22 protein-coding genes are annotated in these 24,290 nt (G+C 41.0%); 16 read left to right on the forward strand and 6 right to left on the reverse strand.

What is annotated here, in order from left to right; translation table 11 throughout:
* Positions 1 to 160 precede the first annotated feature (160 nt).
* The 6 genes from F885_RS15920 to F885_RS15895 all read left to right on the forward strand — a co-directional run bounded on the left by F885_RS15920 (position 161) and on the right by F885_RS15895 (position 7,850).
* Positions 161 to 1,222, forward strand: a complete 1,062-nt coding sequence (locus tag F885_RS15920) for an HlyD family secretion protein (RefSeq protein ID WP_005313649.1) — start codon at positions 161 to 163, stop codon at positions 1,220 to 1,222.
* 25 nt (positions 1,223 to 1,247) lie between these two features.
* Positions 1,248 to 2,795, forward strand: a complete 1,548-nt coding sequence (locus F885_RS15915; RefSeq protein WP_005313652.1) for a DHA2 family efflux MFS transporter permease subunit — start codon at positions 1,248 to 1,250, stop codon at positions 2,793 to 2,795.
* A gap of 156 nt (positions 2,796 to 2,951) precedes the next feature.
* A complete protein-coding gene (locus F885_RS15910; RefSeq protein ID WP_005313655.1) occupies positions 2,952 to 3,773 on the forward strand; it encodes a hypothetical protein in 822 nt (273 codons plus the stop codon).
* Positions 3,770 to 5,356, forward strand: coding sequence for a GH3 family acyl-acid amido synthetase (locus F885_RS15905; RefSeq protein ID WP_005313658.1), 1,587 nt, complete (start codon positions 3,770 to 3,772; stop codon positions 5,354 to 5,356). Before F885_RS15910 ends, F885_RS15905 begins: the two co-directional genes overlap by 4 nt.
* Positions 5,353 to 6,684, forward strand: a complete 1,332-nt coding sequence (locus tag F885_RS15900; RefSeq protein ID WP_005203796.1) for a TolC family protein — start codon at positions 5,353 to 5,355, stop codon at positions 6,682 to 6,684. Before F885_RS15905 ends, F885_RS15900 begins: the two co-directional genes overlap by 4 nt.
* A complete protein-coding gene (locus tag F885_RS15895; RefSeq protein WP_005203790.1) occupies positions 6,684 to 7,850 on the forward strand; it encodes a hypothetical protein in 1,167 nt (388 codons plus the stop codon). The genes F885_RS15900 and F885_RS15895 overlap by 1 nt, the downstream gene beginning before the upstream one ends.
* A 72-nt stretch (positions 7,851 to 7,922) precedes the next feature.
* Here the strand turns inward: F885_RS15895 and F885_RS15890 are convergent, their stop codons facing one another.
* The 3 genes from F885_RS15890 to F885_RS15880 form a co-directional block, all read right to left on the reverse strand.
* Positions 7,923 to 8,393 (reverse strand): SRPBCC family protein, encoded by a 471-nt coding sequence (locus F885_RS15890; RefSeq protein WP_005188300.1) that lies wholly within the window; start codon positions 8,391 to 8,393, stop codon positions 7,923 to 7,925.
* Positions 8,371 to 8,730 carry an ArsR/SmtB family transcription factor gene (locus F885_RS15885; RefSeq protein WP_004653570.1) on the reverse strand — a complete coding sequence of 120 codons (360 nt, stop codon included), beginning with the start codon at positions 8,728 to 8,730 and terminating at the stop codon, positions 8,371 to 8,373. Before F885_RS15885 ends, F885_RS15890 begins: the two co-directional genes overlap by 23 nt.
* 86 nt (positions 8,731 to 8,816) lie before the next feature.
* On the reverse strand, positions 8,817 to 9,716 hold the full coding sequence (locus F885_RS15880; protein ID WP_005313671.1) for a DMT family transporter: 900 nt from the start codon (positions 9,714 to 9,716) through the stop codon (positions 8,817 to 8,819).
* 89 nt (positions 9,717 to 9,805) lie between these two features.
* Here F885_RS15880 and F885_RS15875 point away from each other — a divergent pair, with 89 nt between their 5' ends.
* The 5 genes from F885_RS15875 to F885_RS15855 all read left to right on the forward strand — a co-directional run bounded on the left by F885_RS15875 (position 9,806) and on the right by F885_RS15855 (position 14,464).
* Complete coding sequence (locus F885_RS15875) at positions 9,806 to 10,678, forward strand: LysR family transcriptional regulator (RefSeq protein ID WP_032859019.1); 873 nt, start codon at positions 9,806 to 9,808, stop codon at positions 10,676 to 10,678.
* A gap of 247 nt (positions 10,679 to 10,925) precedes the next feature.
* Complete coding sequence (locus F885_RS15870; RefSeq protein WP_005313677.1) at positions 10,926 to 13,130, forward strand: OsmC domain/YcaO domain-containing protein; 2,205 nt, start codon at positions 10,926 to 10,928, stop codon at positions 13,128 to 13,130.
* A gap of 279 nt (positions 13,131 to 13,409) precedes the next feature.
* Complete coding sequence (copM, locus tag F885_RS15865) at positions 13,410 to 13,721, forward strand: CopM family metallochaperone (RefSeq protein ID WP_005188315.1); 312 nt, start codon at positions 13,410 to 13,412, stop codon at positions 13,719 to 13,721.
* Positions 13,722 to 13,828: 107 nt separating this feature from the next.
* Positions 13,829 to 14,170 (forward strand): ISC system 2Fe-2S type ferredoxin, encoded by a 342-nt coding sequence (gene fdx / locus F885_RS15860; protein WP_005188318.1) that lies wholly within the window; start codon positions 13,829 to 13,831, stop codon positions 14,168 to 14,170.
* Between the two features lie 105 nt (positions 14,171 to 14,275).
* A complete protein-coding gene (locus F885_RS15855) occupies positions 14,276 to 14,464 on the forward strand; it encodes a heavy-metal-associated domain-containing protein (protein WP_004653564.1) in 189 nt (62 codons plus the stop codon).
* 99 nt (positions 14,465 to 14,563) lie between these two features.
* Here F885_RS15855 and cueR read toward each other — a convergent pair whose 3' ends face one another.
* The 3 genes from cueR to F885_RS15840 all read right to left on the reverse strand — a co-directional run bounded on the left by cueR (position 14,564) and on the right by F885_RS15840 (position 19,230).
* Entirely contained in the window at positions 14,564 to 15,022 is a 459-nt protein-coding gene (gene cueR, locus F885_RS15850; protein ID WP_005313681.1) for a Cu(I)-responsive transcriptional regulator, read from the reverse strand.
* 11 nt (positions 15,023 to 15,033) lie between these two features.
* On the reverse strand, positions 15,034 to 17,520 hold the full coding sequence (locus F885_RS15845) for a heavy metal translocating P-type ATPase (protein WP_005313684.1): 2,487 nt from the start codon (positions 17,518 to 17,520) through the stop codon (positions 15,034 to 15,036).
* A 177-nt stretch (positions 17,521 to 17,697) separates the two neighbouring features.
* Positions 17,698 to 19,230 carry a flavin-containing monooxygenase gene (locus tag F885_RS15840; RefSeq protein WP_005313686.1) on the reverse strand — a complete coding sequence of 511 codons (1,533 nt, stop codon included), beginning with the start codon at positions 19,228 to 19,230 and terminating at the stop codon, positions 17,698 to 17,700.
* 115 nt (positions 19,231 to 19,345) lie between these two features.
* On the opposite strand from F885_RS15840, the gene F885_RS15835 reads away from it, so the two are divergent.
* The 5 genes from F885_RS15835 to F885_RS20990 all read left to right on the forward strand — a co-directional run bounded on the left by F885_RS15835 (position 19,346) and on the right by F885_RS20990 (position 24,245).
* Positions 19,346 to 20,371, forward strand: coding sequence for an AraC family transcriptional regulator (locus F885_RS15835; protein ID WP_005313688.1), 1,026 nt, complete (start codon positions 19,346 to 19,348; stop codon positions 20,369 to 20,371).
* Between the two features lie 103 nt (positions 20,372 to 20,474).
* The gene (locus F885_RS15830) at positions 20,475 to 21,188 is read left to right on the forward strand and encodes a response regulator transcription factor (RefSeq protein WP_005313691.1); all 714 of its coding nucleotides are present in this window, start codon (positions 20,475 to 20,477) and stop codon (positions 21,186 to 21,188) included.
* A gap of 85 nt (positions 21,189 to 21,273) precedes the next feature.
* The gene (gene iaaH / locus F885_RS15825) at positions 21,274 to 22,737 is read left to right on the forward strand and encodes an indoleacetamide hydrolase (RefSeq protein WP_005313703.1); all 1,464 of its coding nucleotides are present in this window, start codon (positions 21,274 to 21,276) and stop codon (positions 22,735 to 22,737) included.
* Positions 22,738 to 22,916: 179 nt separating this feature from the next.
* On the forward strand, positions 22,917 to 23,942 hold the full coding sequence (locus tag F885_RS15820; RefSeq protein WP_005313705.1) for a M20/M25/M40 family metallo-hydrolase: 1,026 nt from the start codon (positions 22,917 to 22,919) through the stop codon (positions 23,940 to 23,942).
* A gap of 153 nt (positions 23,943 to 24,095) precedes the next feature.
* Positions 24,096 to 24,245 (forward strand): hypothetical protein, encoded by a 150-nt coding sequence (locus tag F885_RS20990; protein WP_004806924.1) that lies wholly within the window; start codon positions 24,096 to 24,098, stop codon positions 24,243 to 24,245.
* Positions 24,246 to 24,290 lie beyond the last annotated feature (45 nt).

A 24,290-nucleotide genomic window follows, 5' to 3' on the forward strand; every position in this document is an offset into this window, starting at 1 on the left:
TGGTCAATGACATATTATTCCATTAAGAATGATAATTTGCGCCAATTATTACATTGTAACTATTTATTTATACACAATTAAGTGAAAAGTTACGTGAAAAGATGACCATTTAACCGTGGCTCAAAATAAAAACTGTATATTACAAAATAGCGGAATAAATATGGATAACGTAGCTCAGCTCGAAACTGATACTAATTTCCAAAGTCGAAAAAAAATAACTTGGGTTGTGTTTAGTGTACTCATCTTATTTCTGATCTTAGGCATCGCGTATTATTTTTTGGTCTATCGATTCTATCAATCTACCGATAATGCCTATGTTCAAGCTGATGTCACTTGGGTGATGCCAAAAATCTCAGGTGAAGTCGTTGAATTGATTATTAATGACAATCAGTTTGTGAAAAAAGGAGAGGCTTTGGCGATTTTAGATCATCGTGATTATCAGGCACGTTATGATCAGGCGAAATCAGTTGTCACCTTAAAACAAGCTGCGCTTGCTGTTCAGCAACAGAATGAAAAGTCTGCAAAATCATCGATTAGTGAAGCGAATAGTGGTGTGGTTGCTGCCCAAGCAGATTTATCTCGTTTGAAAAAAGATTTCAATCGTTATCAAGATTTACTCAAAGACGGGGTGATTACCCGACAAAATTTTGAAGGCATACAATCCCAATATTTAACGGCTCAGGCACAACTCAGTAAAGCACAAGCTGCAGTTAATGCTGCAGAGGCACAGCTCGGCAGTTTACAAGCCAGTCGTGCACAGTTACTGGCAGATATTCAGAATGCCAATGCGACTTTGGATCTTTACCAGATTGATCTTTTATCCTCAAAGGTGATTAGCCCAGTAACAGGAAAAGTCGGCAGTCTTTCGATTCAGAAAGGTTCTCGTGTTTCACCACAAACACGTTTAATGGCAATTATTCCTGAGAAAAGTTTGTATGTGCAAGCAAACTTCAAAGAAACCCAAATCGAGAAAATGCATATTGGGCAGGAAGTTAAATTAAAAATAGATGCTTATCCAAGTCTGACCTATACAGGGAAAATCGAAAGCTTTTCCCCAGCATCTGGCGCGACCTTTTCACTCATGCCACCAGACAACGCCACAGGAAATTTCAATAAAGTGGTGCAACGTATTCCTGTGCGGATAGCAATTGATTCGAGTCCACATATTGACCTTATAAAACCTGGAATGTCCGTCAGCGCGACTGTTGATTTAAGAACTTAATCAGAAAAGTTTTGGGTATAAGAAAATGAATAAACCGAACCAAGATGAGTGGAAGTTTGCGCCAAAAACAGCTTGGCTGATTTTTGCTGCCATGATTTTTGGTAATTTCATGGCAATTCTGGATATTCAAATTGTTGCAAGTTCTTTGAATGAAGTGCAGGCAGGCATGAGTGCTAGCCGTTACGAAGTGACATGGGTGCAAACGGTTTATTTGATTGCTGAAATTATTGCAATTCCAATGTCCAGTATCGTCTCTCGGGTGCTCTCGACTCGAATTTATTACACCATTTGTGCGATCGGATTCACCATTAGCTCTTTGCTGTGTGCTTTGGCATGGAATCTGGAAAGTCTGTTGGTTTTCCGTGCCATTCAGGGTTTTATGGGCGGCGGTATGATCCCTACCTCAATGACGGCGTTATATCTGCTGTTTCCTGAAGCAAAACGTGCCTTGCCGTTGGTGATGTTTGGCATGATCAGTACTTTAGGTCCAGCCATTGGCCCAACCATTGGTGGTTGGTTGACCAATAATTTCTCATGGCACTGGATGTTCCTGATTAACATCATCCCTGGTATTTTGATTGCGACAATTATTTACTCTGGACCAAATATAGACCGCGCCAATTATTCACTGATCAAAAGTATGGACTGGTTCAGTTTGATTGGTATGGCCATGTTCTTAGGTGGTTTGGAGTATTTCTTGGATGAAGGGGCGCGACATGATTGGCTCGCCGATACAGGTGTGCGTGTTGCATTTATCATTTGCCTGATTGGTGGCATGATCTTCTTCTCACGCAGTTTTACCCAGCCTAAACCTTTGCTGGATCTGAGTGTATTTAAGAACAAAAACTTTACTTTAAGCTGCATCATTACTTTTGTGATTGGTATGGCCTTATATGGCTTGGGCTATATGATTCCTGTATTTCTTGGGCAAGTCCGAGAAATGAATAGCAGTCAAATCGGACATATTATGATGGTGACAGGGATTGTGATGTTCTGTTTTGCGCCTTTTCTTGCATGGTTGATTCCAAACTTTGATACCCGAAAAACCGTGTTTGTTGGGATGATCTTGGCTGGTTTTGGCGTTTGGCTTAATTCACATCTCAGTATCCACAGCGATTATGACTTTATGTTCTGGCCACAAATCTATCGTGGCATTGGTCTGATGATTTGTTTGATCGTGGTCTCACATTTGGCAATGAGTACGCTGCCACTAACCAAAGTTGCCGATGCCAGTGGTATTTATAACCTGATGCGTAATATTGGTGGAGCAGTTGGTCTGGCATTGATCAACTCATCGCTCGATTGGCTGACCGCCGTGCATGTGACGCAATTGAATCAGTATATGAACCCACAGAACTGGATTTTCATTGAAAGATTAGACCAGTTGACAGCGCAATACCAAGAAGTGGGCAGTAATGCTCAACAAATCGCGCTCAGTGTGATCTACCGAGATATTCATTACCAAGCACTGACATCAAGTTTCAATGATTTATTACGTATGCTGGCCATCATCATGTTTGTGGCGGCTTTCTTAACCATCTTTATGGATAGGGGGAAGAAAATGGACATGTAGATATTCAATGCTAGAGGGTTGTTTCATATAACGAAAAAATAATCGGGGCATCGTATACAACAACATACCCCGTCATAAAAAGAACAGTGATATGAGTTTTTATATTTCTTTATGAGATAGGGGAACGTGCATATCCAAATTTAGAGGTTGAAGCAGATGATTAATACAACATATAAACTGATTTCAAGATTCAATAATAAAGAATCTACCTATGGTCAATATGTCGAGAAAGAACAAATCGATATTGATCGGCTAAAAGTCATGTATTCGATTTACGAGCAATATTATGAAAATACCAAGTTTTCCATCTTTGCGGATGATTTCAAAAAGAAAAGTGGTGCCATCTTAATCTTTAACTCGGAAACCGATGAAATCGTTGGTTTTTCTACTGTGGTTGTTCAGCATTTTTATCTGAATGGTAAGGACTACACGGTTCTATTTAGTGGTGACACCGTTATCCTTAGAGCATATTGGGGCACACGTACATTGCAAAGTACCATGCTCAAACTCATGATTAAATTACGTGTCAAATATCCCTTTAACGAGCTGTATTGGTTATTGATTTCCAAAGGCTACAAAACCTATTTACTGCTTGCCAATAACTATTATGTGTATTACCCAAATATCAATGACGAGAACCAGCACCTTTCCAGTGTGATTGAACATTACTGTGAAAACTTCTTTGGTGAATATTATGACAAAGAAGCTGGTTTATTAAATTTTGGAAACGACTATCAACCACTCAAAGGCGAAGTGGCGCCGATTACTGAGGAAATGAGAGAGAAAAACCCGAATATTCATTTCTTTGAACAAAAAAACCCAACGTGGACAGTCGGCACAGAGCTACCATGTATTGGCCGTTTAGGTTGGAAAGATCTTGCACGATTCCCAGTCAAATTAATGACTAAGCCTGCCAGCAAAGGCCGATGTGAAGCTTTGTTAAAAAGTCCTGCTATTCGCCGGGGAGTTTTACAATGAAGCATACAGAGTGGTTAACCTTAGGTTCACATCTAATTTTAAAACAATGGTGTGATGTGTCTGACCGAGATTTTAAAAAGCAGTTTAATCGTCTAGAAGAAACTCAACGTCAAATCCTGAGTTCAATTTTGCAAAGCTCTCATTTTGCAAAAGAACAAAGGGTTCATGATTATGCACAATTTGTGAATGCGTTTCCTGCTTCACGTTATGCTGCATGGCGTGAGAATATTCAGCGTTATCGAGACCAAGAATTACAACTCTCAAGCAGTAAACTGGTACGTTTCCAGCCAACTAGTGGTTCAAGTGAACAAATCAAATTTATCCCTTACACCAAACTGTTTTTAGATGAACTAGATCACGCAATTGCACCATGGATGGCGAGCCTCTATCGCAAATGTCCACAGTTACGTTCAGGCACTCATTATTGGTCTGTTTCATGGTTGCCAGAAAGCCAACGTGAAGTGCTAAAAGATAAAAATCTGAATGATGACAGTGCATTACTGGGTATAGGTAAGCGCATTTTATCTAAATTTACCCAAGCCGTGCCAAGCAATGTCGCCTTTGCAGCCAATGCCGATGATGCTTTGTTTGCCACCATTTGTTATCTGGTTGCCAACCGCAATCTGGCCATGATTTCAGTATGGAGTCCGACCTTTGCTTTGCAACTTTTAGATCGTTTAGAGTCTATGCAGCAAGAGGTGATTGAAGTTTTAGAAACAGGTCGATGGGGAGCGCGCCAAGCTTCATTAAAAGAAGTCAAAGCGCCATTCAGTCCAGAAAGTGCAAAATGTCTGATGGACAGTTCAAATGGTGAACACATTGATTTTAAAAAGCTATGGCCAATACTGAGTTTAGTATCGAGTTGGGATACCGCAGGATCTAAAGCTTGGGCGGAAAAACTAAAGCAACGCCTTCCATCTGTACAATTTGAAGGTAAAGGCTTATGGGCCACCGAAGGTGTAGTCACCATTCCATATAACGATCATTATCCACTGGCTTATCAAAGTCATTTCTATGAATTTGAATATTTAGAAGGTGAAAAAACGGGACAAATCATTCCATCTTGGGAGCTGAAGATGGGGGATGTGGTCAGTCCAATTATCACATCAGGCAATGGTTTACTACGTTATTGCCTTGATGATTGCTTACGGGTGACCAGTTTTCTGGAACAAGTACCGTGTTTTGAGTTTCAAGGTCGCCGTTTTGGAGTGGATTTAGTGGGAGAGAAGCTTGCCCCAGAAACGGCACAACAGTTGCTTTCACAACTAAATGAAACCGACTCTAAAGCAATCTCGTTGTTGGCAATTGATACAGAACAGCAGGTCAAACCATTTTACTGCGTTCTGTTCGAGGGTGAGATTCATCACAGTATTGATGATGATTATATTGATCAGATTTTGCGTCAAAACTTTCATTATGAGCTGGCACGTAATCTCGGCCAGTTAGATCAGCCTCAGATTCGTCAAGCCAATAATGGTTGGAACGCCTACAAAAAGCTGGTGATGTTTGATGGCATCATCGAAGGTAATATTAAGCCTGAACCACTTAAGAAAGTTACCTTGAATAGTTTGGAACAACTATGAAGAAAGGGATGACGAAATTTAACCATCGATTTTTAAAGTCTCAATACGCGCTTTGTATGGGACTATTGTTGGCATCCAGTCTGGTGGATGCCATGACTTTAGATGATGCATTATCCGCCAGTTTAAGACATGAGAGCCAATTGGAGGTGAGTCGTTTAAGTGTCAATCAATCCACAGCAATGCTTGAACAGGCCAAACAACGTGATGGACTCAAAGTGAATTTGGTTGGACAACTTGATTATGAGCGGGTTGAAACGCCGACTAACGTCATGTTTCCAACTGAAGGAAACCGAAAAGGTCGTAGTTTGCAATTACAAATGGATTACCCTATCTACACATCAGGACGACATCGCTTGGGAATTGATGTTGCTAAAAATCAACTTTCTGCGCAGTCGCAAGGACTTTCGGATCAACGATCTGAAACGATTTTGAATACAGTCATGGTCTATACCGATGTACTGAAAAAGAAAGCGATTCTGGAGCTGAGAAAAAAAACCATGTCTAACTTACAGCGTTCGCTGTATGAGTCACAGCGACGTTTTGATGTGGGTATGATTACCCGTGCAGACTTGGCACAAGTGCTGGCTCAGGTGGCACAAGGTCAGGCCGATATTACGCAAGCCCAATCCAATCTCACGGTGAGTGAAGCACAGTTTTCACAAATTACGGGTCTAAGTGCAGATAATCTAAGCCCGGTTAAGCGTCTCCCTGAAATTTCTAACAGTCTGGATGAGATTTTGGCGCAAACCAAAAGTCATCCAGCTTTATTACGGGCCAAATATGAAAAGCAGGCAGCTGAAAAGCAATATGCCCTAACCAAGCGAGAACTATGGCCGACGGTTATGCTCACCAGTCGTGCGGGTGCGCAGCACGAAGCCAGTTATATTGGTTCCGAAAGTAATAATTACATGGTCGGAGTGCAGCTTAATGTGCCACTTTATGACGATGGCTTGAATCGCGCCAATACGCGTAAAGCACAAGCGGATGTTGATCTGGCCAACCAAAAAATTCGTAGTCTTGAACTGGATTTGAATCAACGTACACGGACCACCTATGCGCAGTTGCAGACCATCCGTCAGAACAAAGACGCACTACAAAATGCCATTGATGCCGCTTCAATTGCCTTTGTTTATACCCGTAAAGAATTTGAATTGGGCACCAAAACCACTTTTGATTTATTAAATACTGAACAAAAGTTATTGGATGTTCAAACTCAGAAAACGGTCAACGAGCAGGATGAAATTGTTTTTGTGTATCAGCTCTTAGACCAAATGGGACATCTCAATGATTTGGTGTCTACACAAAATACACAACAGGTGAATAATTAATGAAAACAAATCCACCAAATACTCAAAATAATTCGTTGCTTACCCGTGAAGCAACCTTGGCTGATGATCAAGCCTTACGTGAGCTGATTGCGGTGCCGATGACCACCAAAGGGGTGCAAATCAGTTTTCAGCGTGAACCCAGTTATTTTAAGGCTTCGGATATTCTGTATCGACATAAGCTGCATGTGGTGATTGAAGATACGCAAAGTCAGAAAAATGTCGCCTGTTATAGCAATGGTCATCGTCCATGCTATGTCGATAAAACAGTACAAAATGTACGCTATGCCAGTGATTTGCGTGTTGATCCAAACTATCGTGGTAAATCATTGGTCAAGGCTTTGGGTGTACATGTCAAACAAACCATGCATCAACCTGATTTTAGCCAGATGATCATCTTTAATGATAATTATGCTGCACGAGCGGCAATACAAACTGGAAAAACAGGAATTCCTGATTATTATGATGAAGGACTGATAGAAACACTAACGCTGACCCATCTTGGGACAAAGGCAAAAATTAAAGCCTTCTTAGATCAGAAGGCTCAAGCTGATACAGCGAACTGTGAAATTCAGTCACGTGCAGCGCAGCCAGAAGATATTACTGCTATGAATCGATTTATTGCAGAGATGTCGCAGCATTATAATTTTATCCCAGCATATAATTTTGAAGAATTACACGCAGGGCATCAGTATTTTACTGGCTTGAAGCTTTCGGATTTTCAGCTGTATTTTCAAGATGAGAAACTCGTCGGAATGTTTGGGTTATGGGATCAACATGGCCTTAAACAAACCAAAATCTTGCATTACAGTTCAGCGATTGGTGTACTACGTCCGATCTATAATTTACTGACCAAAGTCACTAAAGGCATGCCATTACCTAAACTTGGTGATTCCTTAAAATATCATGTGTTACACAGTTTATTGTGCCATCCACAGCAGTTAGCACTGCATCATTTAATGCTTGGAGATGCGCAAAAACTCTCTAAGCAACGCGGTGTAGGAATTGTCAGCTTTACCTTATCGCATCAAGATCCTCGTTTTCAGCTGAATCAGTTTTATAAAGGTGAACGATTAACAGGCATGCATGGCTTTATTAGTTTTCTGGGTGATCCACGTCCAAACTTTGATAAGAACTTGATCCCGTATTTAGAAGTTGGGCGAATTTGATTGGAGCAATAAAAAAACGCCTCAAAGTGCGTAAATGATTGGGCTTTGAGGCGTTTTTTATCTGTAAATAGATTAGGCTTTTAGTCCTTGAGCATACTCAACCAATTGATCAATCACTGTTCCCCAACCTTCAAAGAAGCCCATGTCTTCGTGTTGCTGGCGAGTTTCAGCAGTACGGTGTCTGGCAATTGCAGTATATTTGGTTGCTCCGTTACCTGCATCTTCAAGCAACAGAATCGCAGTCATAAATGGATTCTCAGCAGGTTTCCAGTCCTCAGTATAAGTATCGGTAAAGACCAGTTTTTTGCCATCAATCACTTCTAGGTAAACACCTTCATTCTTGATTTCATTGCCATCCACATCAAAGATGGTGTTGAATTTCCCACCCACTCGTAAATCAATTTCACAGGCTTTAATCGAGTGCGGGCGAGGAATAAAGAAGTGTTGGATGTGTTCAGGTGTGGTCCAGCATTCCCAGACCAGTTCACGCGGCACATCAATCACTCTTTCTAGTTTTAAATCAGTTTTTGGATCCAGTTTCATTTTCTCTTTTCCTTTTTAATTCGAGTGCATAACGATCAAATTGATTAAGTCGTTGTTCCCAGATTGCCCGTTGCTCACTTAACCAATTTTGCATGGGGGTGAATGCATCGGGTGTCAGAGCACAAGTTCTGATTCGTCCATTTTTTTCTGAATGAATAAGTCCTGCTTCTTCTAATTTATTTAAATGTTTTAGAAAAGATGGCAGGGCCATGTCATGTTGTTCAGCCAGTTCAGTGATCGATGCTGTCCCAAAAGACAGTCGCGTTAAGATATCTCTGCGCGTTGGATCACTGAGAGCACTGAATAACAAATCGAGTTTAGAATCATACTTAGCCATAAAGCTAAGTATTGCACAAAAAATATTCATCTTGCAATAAAAAACTTAGCTTTTTAGCTAAGTTTTTTATTGCTGTTTGTATAGCTCTATTCTTCCTGTTTGTTGGTTAAAATAACACCAATAAAGCTTAGGCTGCCACCCACCAGCATTGACCAGGTGATGGGTTCATTCAGAATAAGAAATGCCAGTAAGACTGCAAATACAGGTACTAAATTATTAAATACGATGGTTCGAGATGCACCAATGCTGTGAATCGCCTCGGCATACCAGACAAAAGTTAGTACAGTACCAAAGGCACCTAGAAATACAATTGATAACCCGCTACGAAGAGAAATATGCGGCAGAGAAAACTGCATAAATTCAGGCATAAGACTGATGAATAGAAATAATGTTCCCCAAAGTACTGAATACGTGGTCATGGTTAAAGCGGGTGCACGGGTCTGCTTAAAGCAGATTGTGTAAATGACCCAACTGAAGACCGCGCCACACATCATCATTTCACCCGCGCCAAAAGATTGAGTGAATGCAGCAAAAAATTCACCTTTACTCACGACGATGAGTGTGCCGATTAAAGCGAGACATACACCTAAATAATTTATTCTCCGAAGCCTTTCCTGAAAGAAAATCCGCATTGCCAAGATGGTTAAAATAGGGGATAAACTCACAAACAGTGCAGTTCTGCCTGCTTCAATTCTGGATAGAGCAGCAAAGAAAAATAAATTATAAGCAAGTACACCGGTCAATCCCATCAAGATGGCATAGACATGTTGTTGTGCAGAAAGATTTGGAAAACTTCCTGTGCTTTTCAATAAGATTAAGACCAGTAAGACTGCAGCAAAACCAAAGCGTAATAATGCAGATAAGTTCGGAGAGAGTTCCGCAGCAACAATTCGTCCTGCGATGAAGGTACCACCCCACATCATGGCAACACAGATCAGCTTAAAATAAACAGTGGAGCTCGAAAGAGAAATGGCTAAATGATGCATGCAATTTTTAATCAATATAGAATTGAATCAAATCCTAAAACTAATTTATTTTTATAGTAAAATGAGCTTTTACTCATGAATGCATCATGATGACCCTGACCCAACTCGAAATATTTTCAAAACTCGCGGAACTAAAAAATTTTACACATACTGCACAACTACTGAATATTTCACAGTCAGCGATTTCGCATGCACTTAAATCGTTGGAAAAGAAATGGGAAACCCAACTGTTTTATCGAAATAACAATGAAGTAGAACTGACAGCTGCAGGACAACGCTTACTGCCTTATGTAAATGAAATCTTGAATGTTTCTAACATTATTCACCAAGAAGTAATGGATCTAAAGGGTCTAAAAGCGGGAACTTTAAGGATTGGGTCCTTTGGCGCATCATCTTCCAATGTGCTGATTCCAATGATTTTAAAACAATTTACGCAGCAATATCCTGATGTTGAGGTGTTGATGCTAGAAGGAACTGATAAAGAAGTATTGCAATGGATAGATGAACGCAAAGTCGATCTTGGCTTTGTGGTGTTGCCTGAAACCCACTTTGATAACTTTGCTTTGTTGGAGGATATCTTTGTTGCTTTATTGCCTAAGGATTTAGAGATTGCACAAAAGCCAGCAGTGCAATTGCAAGAGCTGATTGATCATCCTTTTATTCTGACCAGTGCGGGCAGTCAAAACCATGTCATGGAACTTTTTAAGGCTGCACAACTTACGCCGCAGATTAAGTATAACTTGTCGCAAATCCTGTCGATTTTAAATATGGTCAATCATGGTGCAGGGGTTTCAATTGTGGCGGATTTAGCCCTAGACAAAAATATTCTTCAGCTATATCCCAATGTGGTAAAACGGCCATTATCTCCCAATACCAAACGTTCAATAGGACTCGCGGTCAAAAACAAGCAACAGATGACACCGATTGCAAAAGCCTTTGTTGAGATTGCCATGCAGCTCTAAGTTTGGGTCAATATGGTAAAACCTGCTTAATTGTTCATAAAAAGGCTAGAAAAACAGACAAAAGTTATCAATTACACAAAATACTTCTATAATAGCGCCCATCAATACTAAGGTCAGTGTTTAGATAGAGTCATAAGACGACCTTAGCAACAGTTTTTTAAGTCCATTTGTGATCCACGATTCGGCTTATAGATTAATATTTTCAATCTTATGTACTTGCAACACATAAGAATATTTAGGTGCTCGCATGGAAATCAAGGTTAATTATCTCGACAATCTTCGCCAAGAAGCGAAGTTTGATGACTTTACGGTAATCGCCGATCAGCCGATTCGTTATAAAGGCGATGGTTCTGCACCCGGTCCATTTGATTATTTCCTTGCGTCATCTGCGTTATGTGCAGCTTACTTTGTCAAAGTGTATTGTGCTGCGCGTGATATTCCAACCGACAACATTCGTTTATCACAGAACAATATTGTTGATCCTGAAAATCGCTACAAACAGATTTTTAAAATTCAGGTTGAATTACCAGCTGATATTTCTGAAAAAGACCGTCAAGGCATCTTGCGTTCAATCGATCGCTGTACGGTTAAGAAAGTGATTCAAACTGGTCCAGAATTTATCATTGAAGAGGTTGAAAGCATTGATGCAGATGCACAAGCCTTATTGATGCCAAGCCTTGCCTCTGAAAGCAGCACCTACATTGCGGGTAAAGATCTGCCATTAGAAGAGACCATTGCCAATATGTCAGGGATTCTGGCAGGTCTAGGCATGAAGATTGAAATCGCATCTTGGCGCAATATCGTACCGAATGTCTGGTCGTTGCATATCCGAGATGCACAATCACCAATGTGCTTTACCAATGGTAAAGGCTCAACCAAAGAAAGTGCTTTGGCATCGGCTTTAGGTGAATTCATTGAACGTTTAAACTGTAACTTCTTCTATAACGATCAATTCTGGGGTGAGGACATTGCCAATGCAGAATTTGTGCATTATCCAGATGAGAAGTGGTTTAAACCGGGTCCAAATGGCGAATTACCAAAAGAAATTTTGGATGAATATTGTCTCGAAATTTATAACCCAGATGATGAGTTACTCGGTACGCATTTATACGACACCAACTCAGGGAATACGGAACGAGGTATTTGTTCATTGCCATTCGTACGTCAATCAGATGATGAGATTGTCTATTTCCCATCGAATCTGATTGAGAACTTATACCTCAGTAATGGTATGAGTGCGGGCAATACCTTGGCAGAAGCTCAAGTTCAATGTCTCTCTGAAATTTTTGAACGTGCGGTTAAACGTGAAATTCTGGAAGGTGAAATTGCACTACCCGATGTGCCGCAAGAGGTATTGGCCAAATACCCAAGTATTGTGGCAGGTATCCAAGGCTTGGAAGAGCAAGGCTTCCCAGTCCTTGTCAAAGATGCATCATTGGGCGGTCAATTCCCTGTGATGTGTGTGACTTTAATGAATCCACGTACAGGCGGTGTATTTGCCTCATTTGGTGCACACCCAAGCTTTGAAGTGGCATTAGAGCGTAGTTTGACTGAATTGTTGCAAGGCCGTAGTTTTGAAGGTTTAAACGATTTACCGCAACCAACTTTCCAAAGCAATGCCGTTACTGAACCAAACAACTTTGTTGAACACTTCATTGATTCAAGCGGCTTGGTCTCTTGGCGTTTCTTTAGTGCCAAATCAGATTATGACTTTGTCGAGTGGGACTTCACCAATGAAGGTGAAAATTCAAATGCTGAAGAAGCTGCAGAATTGTTCGGTATCCTTGAAGAAATGGGCAAAGAAGTCTACATGGCGGTGTATGAGCACTTAGGTGCAACCGCATGTCGTATCTTGGTGCCTGATTATTCTGAAATCTATTTGGTTGAAGACCTGATTTGGGACAATACCAATCGAGCGATCTTATTCCGTGAAGATATCCTCAATCTACATCGTTTAGATGAAGAACAGCTGGAAGCCTTGGTCGAGCGTTTAGAAGAATGCGAACTGGATGATTACACCGAAATCACCACCTTGATCGGGATTGAGTTCGATGACAATACGGTTTGGGGACAATTAACCCTGCTTGAATTGAAACTGTTGATCTATCTTGCTTTAGAGCAGTTTGAAGAAGCGAAAGAGTTGGTTGAGACTTTCTTGCAATACAATACCAACACGGTAGAACGTGGTTTGTTCTATCAATGCATGAATGTGGTGTTAGAAGTCTTACTCGATGATGAAATGGAGCTTGAAGACTACGAAACCAATTTCCGCCGTATGTTCGGCAATGAACGTATGGATGCTGTGGTTGGTTCTGTTGAAGGCACGGTCCGTTTCTATGGTCTCACACCAACCAGTATGAAACTGGAAGGGCTTGATCGTCATTTACGTCTCATCGACAGCTATAAGAAATTGCATAAAGCACGTGCTAAAGCAGTTGGCTTAACTGGCTAAAACACAATAAATATTGCTTTAAAAAGTGCATGTTGATCATGCACTTTTTTTATTTAGAATCCACAAAACTTTGTTTTTGAGTCACTCAAAATTTTAATAAATTGATGGCTTGACCTTGCAATTATTGGAAGGACTACAGTGTCTTTCATAAAGGTAACTGTGCCACATGAGATAGAAACCCTCATCTATTGATGGTGTCACTTCCTTTATTTTCATCCATATAGCATGCCAATCATATCTGAAATGAATGTGATGCTGCTGAATAGCAAGGAAACAATAATGAGTGAACAACAATTGGCAATAACGCCTAACGAAAATGATGCAAGTGATATTTATAGCCTCTCTACGCGTGCTTATATGGAACTAAGGAGCCGTATGCATGCTGATATGCAAATCAATTACACAGGCAATGCCGACATCGATTTTATGCGTGGAATGATTCCACATCATCAAGTGGTCATAGATATGGCCAAGGTTGCCTTGAAATATTGTTATGATTCAGAAGTTCGCATGTTGGCAAAAAATATTATTTTGGCTCAAGATATTGAAATTAAAGTGATCAATGCTTGGTTACAACGGCATTTATTATAAAGCTTTCGATCTTATTCTTGATTTGATAGTTCCATCAATAAAAGGCTGAATCAAAACAGCCTTTTATGGATTACAGCTTTTCGTAATTAGGTAGAAAGGTAGCGATTATGCCGAAGATAACCGTGCTTCCACATGAAAAAGTCTGTCCAGAAGGCAGTATTCTAGACATTAAAACGGGTGCAAATCTATGTAGAACTTTACTCGATCATGGGATTGAAATTGAACATGCCTGTGATCTTTCAGGAGCTTGTACCACCTGCCATGTCATTATTCGAAAAGGCTTTGAAAGTTTGCAGGAAATGGATGATGTTGAGGCTGACTTGCTTGATCGTGCTTGGGGTTTGTGCCCAGAATCACGACTGTCTTGTCAGGTGAATATTCAGGATCAGCCTTTAGAAATAGAAATCCCTAAATATACGATCAATTATGTTTCCGAAAAGAAGGAATGATCACATAAAATATTGTTGATTTTAATGTGTAAAAGACTTGACCTTACCATTATGGCAACCTTTATAGTGTGTTTATCTTCTTAAATAACTGAATGGAGTTTTACGATGGAATTTCATGTCGAAAATATGACCTGTGGTGGCTGTGCACGTGGTGTAACCCGTGCGATTCAAGCGGTAGATGCCAATGCAAAAGTGATTACTGATCCGCCTAACCGCAGTGTTAAAGTTGAAACCACAGCCTCACAGCAACAAGTAGTCGAGGCTTTATCAGAAGCAGGTTTTCCACCACGTTAATCTGTTCATAAATGAAAAGCGGCTTAAATAGCCGCTTTTTTGTATCAATGGAATAGATAAAAAATAAAAGGCGATCATAAGATCGCCTTTTATGCTGTTTTACTTGCGTCCAGTGAGTGGGGACAGCGAGAGCAAATCATTATGATGATGGATGTCCTTGATTTCATGGCTTGGTTCTTTTAAGCCTTCGAGAATCGGACAGTCGGGGCGATTGTCACCCGCACAGCAGTCGACTAAATTCTGGAGTGTTTGCGCCATTTGCTGCAGGTCTTGGATACGCTGTTCCAGCTTATGGATATGTGCCTGAGCCAGTTGTTTTACATCGGCACTTTGACGATTGCGATTATTCCATAAATCCAGTAAATCAGTGATTTCAGTAACCGAAAAACCCAACTCACGACTGCGTTTGATAAATTTCAATCGTTCCACATCATTCTCTGAATAAGAGCGGTAACCTGCATTGCTGCGTCCTGCCGCAGGAATTAAACCAATTTGCTCGTAATAACGAATCATCTTGGCCGTCACACCTGAAGCTTGAGAAACTTTACCAATATTCATAAGATCCTCCATTAGCCTTTATGCGCAGACGGCGGTTGGAAACGACGTAAACGTAGGGCATTCCCAAGCACAAACACACTGGAAAGTGCCATCGCACCGGCGGCAAAAATCGGTGACATCAAGATGCCATAAGCAGGGTATAACACACCCGCAGCCACTGGAATCAATAGAGTGTTATAGGCAAAGGCCCAGAATAAGTTTTGGTGAATATTACCAATGGTTGCTTTAGACAAAGCAATCGCATTGGCCACACCTTGCAGGTTCCCAGACATCAACACCACATCCGCAGATTCAATCGCCACGTCAGTACCTGTGCCAATTGCAAGGCCGACATCTGCTTGAGCTAATGCTGGTGCATCATTGATCCCATCGCCCACAAAGGCAATATTGCCATATTTTGCTTTCAGTTCCTGCACGGCATTGACTTTACCTTCAGGTAGCACTTCGGCAATCAGTTCATCAATCCCAAGTTGTTTGGCAATGGCATGTGCGGTACGAGCATTGTCACCGGTAATCATTGCTACTTTTAAACCCAACTGATGCAGTGCTTGAATGGCAGCAGGCGTTGTCTCTTTAATTGGATCAGCAACCGCAATAATCCCAGCCAAAGCACCATTAATTGCCACATAAAGTGGAGATTTTCCTTCATCACCCAAACGCTGTGCTGTATGGGAAAATGGGGTGATATCCAGACCAAGTTGAATCATGTAGCGGTCTGCACCGATATAGATGTTCTGGCTTTCATTCACGGTGGCATTAACACCCATCCCTGTGACTGAATCAAATCGATCAACTTGAGGCAGGGTCAGACCTTGATTTTTTGCGGCATCGACAATAGCTTTAGCAATCGGATGCTCAGAAAGCGACTCCACTGCGGCAACGAGGCTGAGTACATGATTACGCTCAAAAGCAGATGTCACCTCAAAATCAGTCAGTACTGGATGGCCTTCGGTCAAGGTCCCTGTTTTATCAACGGCAACCACTTGAGCATCTTTTAACAGTTGTAGCGCTTCACCTTTACGGAACAGGATGCCAAGTTCCGCACCACGTCCAGTACCGACCATAATCGAGGTGGGGGTTGCCAAGCCCATAGCACATGGACAGGCAATAATCAGTACCGCAACTGCATTGACCAGTGCAAAAGTTAAAGCAGGTGATGGGCCGAAAACTAGCCATACGAGGAAGGTGAGTAAAGCGGCAATCATCACTGTGGGCACAAACCATAAAGTCACTTTATCGACCACGGCTTGAATCGGCATTTTAGAGCCTTGCGCCTGCTCGACCAGGCGGATAATCTGTGCCAACATGGTGTTGCCACCGACAGCGACGGCTTTAAAACTTAAAGTACCGTTCTGGTTAATGGTTCCACCCACGACTTGGCTACCAATATTTTTCTCAACAGGAATCGGTTCACCTGTGATCATCGATTCATCGACAAAGCTTTGGCCTTCAATGACTTCACCATCGACAGGGATTCTTTCACCTGGTTTTACAATGACAAAATCACCTGCAAGTACTTGGTCGATTGGAATATCGATTATCTGATTATCTCGAGAAACATGGGCAACTTTTGCCTGTAAGCTGACTAAGCGTTGAATAGCTTCAGAAGTGCGTCCTTTGGCTTTCGCCTCAAGAAAACGACCCAGTAGAATCAAGGCCACAATCACAGCAGCAGCTTCGTAATAAACATTGACCGTGCCAGCAGGTAATAGCTTTGGTGCAAAGGTTGCAACCAGTGAAAATAGATAAGCCGCCAATGTACCGACTGCAACCAAAGAGTTCATATCGGGTGCTAAACGGAATAAAGCGGGAAGACCTTTGAGATAAAAACGACGCCCTGGGATAATCAGCACTAGGGTGGTTAAAACGAATTGGAGGTACCAACTATTTTGCATACCAATGCTTTGTTCAATCAGATGATGAACACCCGGAATTAAGTGTGAGCCCATTTCTAAGATAAACACAGGTAAGGCTAAAATAGTGGCAATAATCAGGTCACGTTTGAGTTCAGTTCGTTCTTGATCTTTTTTCTCAAGTTGTTCACTTTGATCTGGAATGGATGCCTGAATCTCTTTGGCATCGTAACCTGCTTTATCAATCGCTGCGATTAGGCTTTCTATGCTAGCCGTACCCGTTACCGTGGCACGTTCAGTTGCTAAATTGACGTTGGCAGTTTTTACGCCATTAACCGCATTCAAGGCTTTTTCAACACGACTAACACATGAAGCGCAGGTCATGCCTTCAATCGACAATTCAACCTTGTCTGCTGGGACGTCATAACCTATTTGCTCTATGGTTTGAATCAGCACTTGTCGGTCTACGGGCTTAGCAAGCTTGATATCTGCACGTTCTGTGGCTAGATTCACTGATGCAGACTGAACGCCGTCAACTTTTTTGAGTGCTGCTTCAACCCGTCCAACACAACTTGCGCAAGTCATACCTTCGACTTGAAGGCTGACATTCATATTATTAGACGATCTTTTTGTTTGCGTTTCCATAAGTTATACCTATAGAGATAATCTGATTGCTTTCAGCATAGACCTTAACATTATGGGAAGGTCAAGCGGATTTATCAAATTTTAGGATTTTATGCAAACGGAGTTGGGGCAGGCTCATGGATTGTCCTTTATTTCATTCAAGGACAATCCAAATGCAGAATGGTTTAATGAGGGAATTTAAACAGCTATTTTTTTGGCTTGATCGTCTATCTCAGCCTGTGACTGTGCCGATTTTTCTACTTGAGTATAATTTTCCAGATCAAAACGACGAGTACGTTGACGGTATTCCAGTGTAAAACCCGGCCAGTTATTGGTATTTTTTCCTGTCGCGGTTTGGTACCAGCTGGTGCAGCCTTGCGACCACATGGTTGACTTCATACGCTCCTGAATTTCTTGATTAAACTGTACTTGGATTTCAGCTTTCAGATCGGTGAAGGATAAATTGTTTTGGATATGGGTTTGAAGTGCATCTAGGATATAATTCACTTGGCTTTCAATCATGTAGACGATTGAGTTATGCCCAAGATTGGTATTTGGGCCATACAGCATGAAGAAATTAGGGAAACCGCTTACAGTTAAGCCTAAATACGCTTCTGCGCCATCGACCCATTGGTCTTTTAATCTTTTGCTATTGAGTCCTGTAATTTGCATGGGTGCCATAAACTCAGTTGCAGCAAAACCAGTTCCATAAATAATGACATCGATTTCGCGGTGTTTGCCATCTTTATCGACAATACCATTTTCAGTAACTTCCTGAATTGCGGTATTGATGACCTCAACATTAGGACGAACCAAACTTCGATACCAATGGTTTGAAATCAGAATTCGTTTACAGCCAATCGGATAATCAGGCATCAGACGATAGCGAAAATGCGGGTCTTTGATTTCTTCACGGATATGCCGTTGAAAAATATATTCGGCCAAAGGAATTTCATTCAGCGTGGCGGTAAAGCTCTTAAGGCGAATCTCGTTATAACTATATTGAAATACACGATCAAGACTTTGCAAGATCGGTAGTTTTTGAAATGCTTTTCGTTCCAATGTTGAATAAATACGGTCTGGTTTTGGGATGACATAAGGTGCGGAACGTTGATAGATATCTAAATGAGCTACTTGTTTTGCGATCTCTGGGACAAATTGAATCGCACTGGCACCTGTCCCAATGACTGCCACACGTTTATTATTTAAGTCGTAGTCATGCTCCCAACGTGCTGAATGAAAAGCTTTTCCTTTGAAACGATCCAAACCTTTAATTTTCGGGTACGCGGGGCGGTTGAGCTGACCCACCGCAGCAATCAGAAATTCTGCCTCAAATTTTTTCCCAGTTGAACTCTGAATCTGCCAAATACCTTGAGTGGCATCAAAATCAGCACTGGCAATCTCAGTATTAAACCGGATATGCGGATAAAGCTGATGTTTCTCGGTGCAGTGTTTTAAGTACTGATGAATTTCCTGCGATGAACCATAGCGGTTTTTCCAGCCAAGATCTTGTTCAAAAGAAAATGAATATAGGTGAGAAGGAACATCACAAGCAGCACCTGGATAGGTATTGTCACGCCAGACACCACCGACATCATTGACTTTTTCAAATAAGGTAAATTGTTCAAATCCAGCAAGTTTGAGCTGAATGGCTAGCCCTAATCCACCAAATCCAGTTCCAATAATGGCGATACGAATATTTTTATTTGAAGATAATTGTTGTTTAAACATAACGGACTCAAGTGAAAAGTATCATGTATTGCTTGCAGAATAATCGTTTCATGCATTGATTTAGAGGATGGATCAGGACAAAATATTGTGATTAGCGGACATTGAGAAAATAGGTTTGAACTACTTATGGTCATATCAACGTAGTATCCATAGTGTTCGTCTCATGGCAGATTTTGCGGCTGAACTGGGGGTGAGTCATGCACAAATCCTCAAGGGAACAGGACTGGAGCAGCAACAGTTGCTTGATCCAAATATGTTGGTAACTGGGCAACAGGAATTCCAGCTGATCCGCAATTTAGTCGAGACATTTAGCCAGAGACCTTTGCTTGGCTTGGAGGTTGGTCAGCGTTATCACTTTACCACCTTTGGTTCTCTCGGCTTAGGTTTGATTAGTAGTGCCAATATTCGTGAAGCCTTGAACTTTGCTTTGGCCTATTTTCCTTTATCCTTTGCTTTTAGTCAGTTTGTGTTATCAGAACAATCCGAGTCGAATAGTATTCGAATTGATATAGAGGTAGATGAAGGAATTCCTCAAACATTATGGCAATTCATTATTGAACGAGATATTGCCGCACTGATAACCGTCCAACATGATTTGATTCCAGAGAATCTCTGCCAAAAAGTAGTATTTGGCTTTCAGTCCTGTGGAGAACAACAGCCTTATCATGAATTGTTTGGGGTGACGCCTGAATTTGGTGGATTGAAAAGCTTTATTATATTAAATGCCGAAAAAATAGATCAAAAGTTGAGTATGGCAAATGAACTGGTGCTACATTCAGCTGAGCAACAATGCCGAGAAATACTGGATAAGCGGCAATCTCAAAAAAAATATACCGATCAAGTCCAGCATATCCTTATGAATAGCAAAGGGGAAATTCCAGCGATGGAAGAGGTTGCAGATCGTTTATATCTAAACTCCCGCACCTTACGTCGTTATTTGGCGCAAGAACACACAACATTTATTAAAATTAGGGAGGAAGTCCGAAAAATGATGGCAAATTCCTATTTGTCGTCAACACAAACTTCAATTGAGCAAATTTCTGAATGGTTAGGCTATGCCGAACCCGCCAGTTTTATTCATGCTTATAAGCGCTGGTATGGCAAAACGCCCCATGCAAGCCGACTAAAAAATAAAATGTAGAAAATAACGATTCAGTGGCATATAAAAGATAGACAAAAGGGAATAACTGTTCATCTTAATTCTAGAATGGACAGGTATCAGGAAGATAGAAAGGTAGCAGGCGATGCTTTTAGAACACGACTTAAGTCGATCCGAATTTAGTCTTTTGTCAGAAATATTATGGAAATTAGGTTCAGGAAAAGGACAGGAGCGTTTACGTGAAACCGTGTTGGTAGATATCGCGACTTTATTAAGAGCCGATTTTGCTGCGTCTTATATTTGGGATGCAAAACTGCATCTATCTAAACAAGGTATTATGTGGCAAATCGATCCCAAAGCAATTCTAGAATATGACCGTATTTGGCAACACGATGACCCGATTACCTCTCGGCTGCGGGAACGGCAACAAGCGACTTTAGTGAATGAAATCATTTCGATATCAGAACTAAAGAAAACGGATTATTACAATGAGTTTTTACGCCCTTATGGCTTGTATCATGGTTTAAATATTTATTTTGTTCGGGATGGGATAGATATTGGTGATTTGCGTATTTGGCGCGCCAAAGACTCGAATATGTTTAGTGGGCGAGAGAAAAGGATCTTAAATCTAATTGAACCTTATATGACCCAAGCTTTACCCATAGATTTATCGACCCAATACTTTTTGACCCCACGGGAGCAGGAAGTGGTCATGTTAGTGAGTAAGGGATTGAGTGATAAATATGTTGCCAATTTACTGAATATCAGCTTTACCACGGTGAGAACGCATTTAAAAAGTGCCATGAAAAAAATGGGTTGTCATAATCGTACTGAAATGGCTGCATTGATGCATGCTTAATAGCCTCCTCAATTTTGAGGATATCTAACAAACTGAAAACGGTACAAATTATAAACATTATTACTTAAATGGATTTTAAGTCACAATGTTAAAGATGAAAGAAAAAGTATTTTTAGATCAAGGTATTCATCTTGATAAAGCCACAATCAAGGAAATTACAGCACTAGTTACTGAGAGCAAAGTTTCTTGTGAACAATTGCTAGATCACTATTTCGAAAAGATTGATGCGCAACAGTCCCTCAATGCTTTTATCAGTCTTGATTATGCTGCAGCGCTTCGACAGGCGCAATTTTGGGATCAATCTATTGCGGAAGGCAAACCGTGTCCTGCACTAATTGGGGTATTGCTGGCGGTTAAAGATAATATTCATGTTGCTGGTTTTAGCAATACGGCAGGAACACCTGCTTTAACCAGATTCAGACCCAAAGTAACGGCTCCAGTGATTCAAGCATTGATTGATCAAGGTGCGATTGTAGTCGGTAAAGCCAATATGCATGAATTGGCATTTGGCGTGACAGGTTATAATACTGCAATGCATATTGAGGGTGTGATTGGCACTCGTAATGCGGTTAATCCTTTACATATTGCAGGCGGTTCTTCTTCGGGAAGTGCAGTCGCGGTTGCTGCAGGCATGGTACCGATTGCGATGGGGACTGATACCGGAGCATCGGTCCGATTACCCAGTGCATTGAATGGCTGTGTTGGTTTTCGCCCCACGGTTGGACGCTATGCTCAACAGAGTATTACGCCAATCTCGCATACACGGGATACCGCAGGCCCAATGGCACATTCGGTATCCGATATTATATTGATTGATCAATTGATTACTCAACAACAAATCCCTGCTCGTTTGTCGAAGAAATCCATCAGGCTTGGGCTATGCGCATATTTTTGGGAAAATCTGGATGAAGAGGTTCAACAACAGGCTGATCAGGCACTACAACTTTTAAAAAATGCGGGGATTGAAATCATCAGTGTAGAAATGCCTGAGTTAGGGCAGCTGAATCATCGTATTTCATTTCCAGTGGTGATCTACGAAGGCAAATATGATCTGATTGAATATTTAAAAAATCATGAAGTTGGAATAGAACTAGACGCTATCGTAGAGCAAATTTCAAGCCCAGATGTACAGCAACTATTTAAGCAGAATATTTTGCCTGAATTGATTGTAGATAAAACGGGTCAGTCTGTGGCGGTCGAAGCTTTATATCAGGATGCGATCACAACGGCGCGACCACAGTTGCTTTCACTTTATGAAAAAACCTTCAATGAACATCAACTCAATGCTTTAATTTTTCCAACCTCCGCCATTGTTGCACCACTGGCGAATGAGCAAGTGAGTTCAATTGAAAATTTCCAAAGGCTGATTCGCAATACCGATCCAGGAAGCAATATTGGTTTACCAGGGCTGAGTTTACCGATTGGATGTGGCACAAAATCAAAATTACCTGTTGGATTGGAAATAGATGGTTTACCGAATACAGATCATGACATTCTTGCGCTTGGCGAAGTACTCGAACAGATTTTTAGCAGTTTAAATCATGGCTAAAATAACCTCGGTCTCAGTACAAAGCCTGTTTCATTGAGAACGGGTTTTGTCGGTCATTTGGAATAAGCCACGATATGTTCCTGCTTGGAGAACAACACAAGATACAAATCGCAATGGCAAATCACCATGCACAAATCTAGTATTAAGCCTACTTTATAAAAACGGTTTAAATTTGTTTTATGTTTTTTAATAAATTTTTAGGTGTTTGTGTTTTAACTAGCATGTTTGCAATCAGTGGTTGTCAAAAAAACGAGCCGCATTCCAAAGAAAAAATTGAAGATGTGAGTCAATCTGGTTTAAAACTGGATGCAGCACAGATGATGACGCATTTACATGCATTTGAACAAATTGCCAAACAGCATGGTGGCAATCGTGCTGTGGGTACGCAAGGTGGTTTAGCAAGTGCAGATTATATTTTAGATCAGGCCAAGAAAGCAGGTTTTAGTACAGAGCTTCAGACTTTCGAAAATCGGGAAAAGACCAAAGGCAGAAATATTATTGTTGAGATTCCCAGTGAGTCAAAACAAAGCATAATTTTGCTGGGAGCACATTATGACTCGGTCAAAATGGGGCCTGGTATCAATGACAATGCTTCAGGCGTGGCCTTATTGCTCGACTTGATGACACAATTATCAAGCCAAAAAGTAAAACTGAAACACACCATTCATCTGGCATTTTGGGATTCGGAAGAAGTCGGGATTGCAGGTTCTCAAGCTTATGTGAAGAAACTGACTGCTGAACAGTTAAAAGCCATCAAGGCTTATATTAATGTGGATATGGTTGGCACCAAAGATCCTGAAATCCTGATTGCAGATGGTGATAAATCATCTATAGATGAAATGGAAAAAATGCTAAAAGAGCGTGGCATGCAAGAACAGGACTACAAACCTTTACTTGATGGTTTACGTAGTATTCCAAGCCATAGTGGTGATGTCGCATTAGAGAATACGCTCAAAGCATTTTTTAAAGCAAAAAATTTGGAAATTAAAGAAGATGTTGCAACTCTAACCGCAAGTGATACAGCACCGTTCTTAGGTAAAGTGCCTGTGACCTCTGTGATCTTGTTTAATGAGCAAATGAAAGGGGATGAGCTGGAGTTCGCGCCGTGCTATCACAAAGCCTGTGATACGATTGAGCAGGTCGATCCAAAGTCAATGCAATTGGCAGGTGATGCTGTGATTCATTTATTAACATCTTTAGATTGAGACTAATATCACATTGAGAGATCATCTATATTAGATCAACCGTTGTATTATTAAGCATTGATGGAAATGACAAAATTGTCATTTTCAGGTCATGCTGCTGTTGGGCTACCTGTTCTATCTTATAGAGAGTTAAGAGAGAACAGGTAAATAGAAATGAAAGCATTGGTTAAACTCATCTTCATCCTATCGTTTGCATCAACAGCGAGCTTAAGTTATGCAGATGGTGGTTTAATGTTCTTGGAAAAAAACCAAGAACGTAATGCAACTGTACAAGGCAATGATGGCCAAACGCCATCTAAATAATTCTGAGTTTCACAAGGATCATATAACTTCTCCCAAGTTGTATGG

The organism is Acinetobacter higginsii (genome assembly GCF_000369845.1).
In the GTDB taxonomy this organism is placed as follows: domain Bacteria; phylum Pseudomonadota; class Gammaproteobacteria; order Pseudomonadales; family Moraxellaceae; genus Acinetobacter; species Acinetobacter higginsii.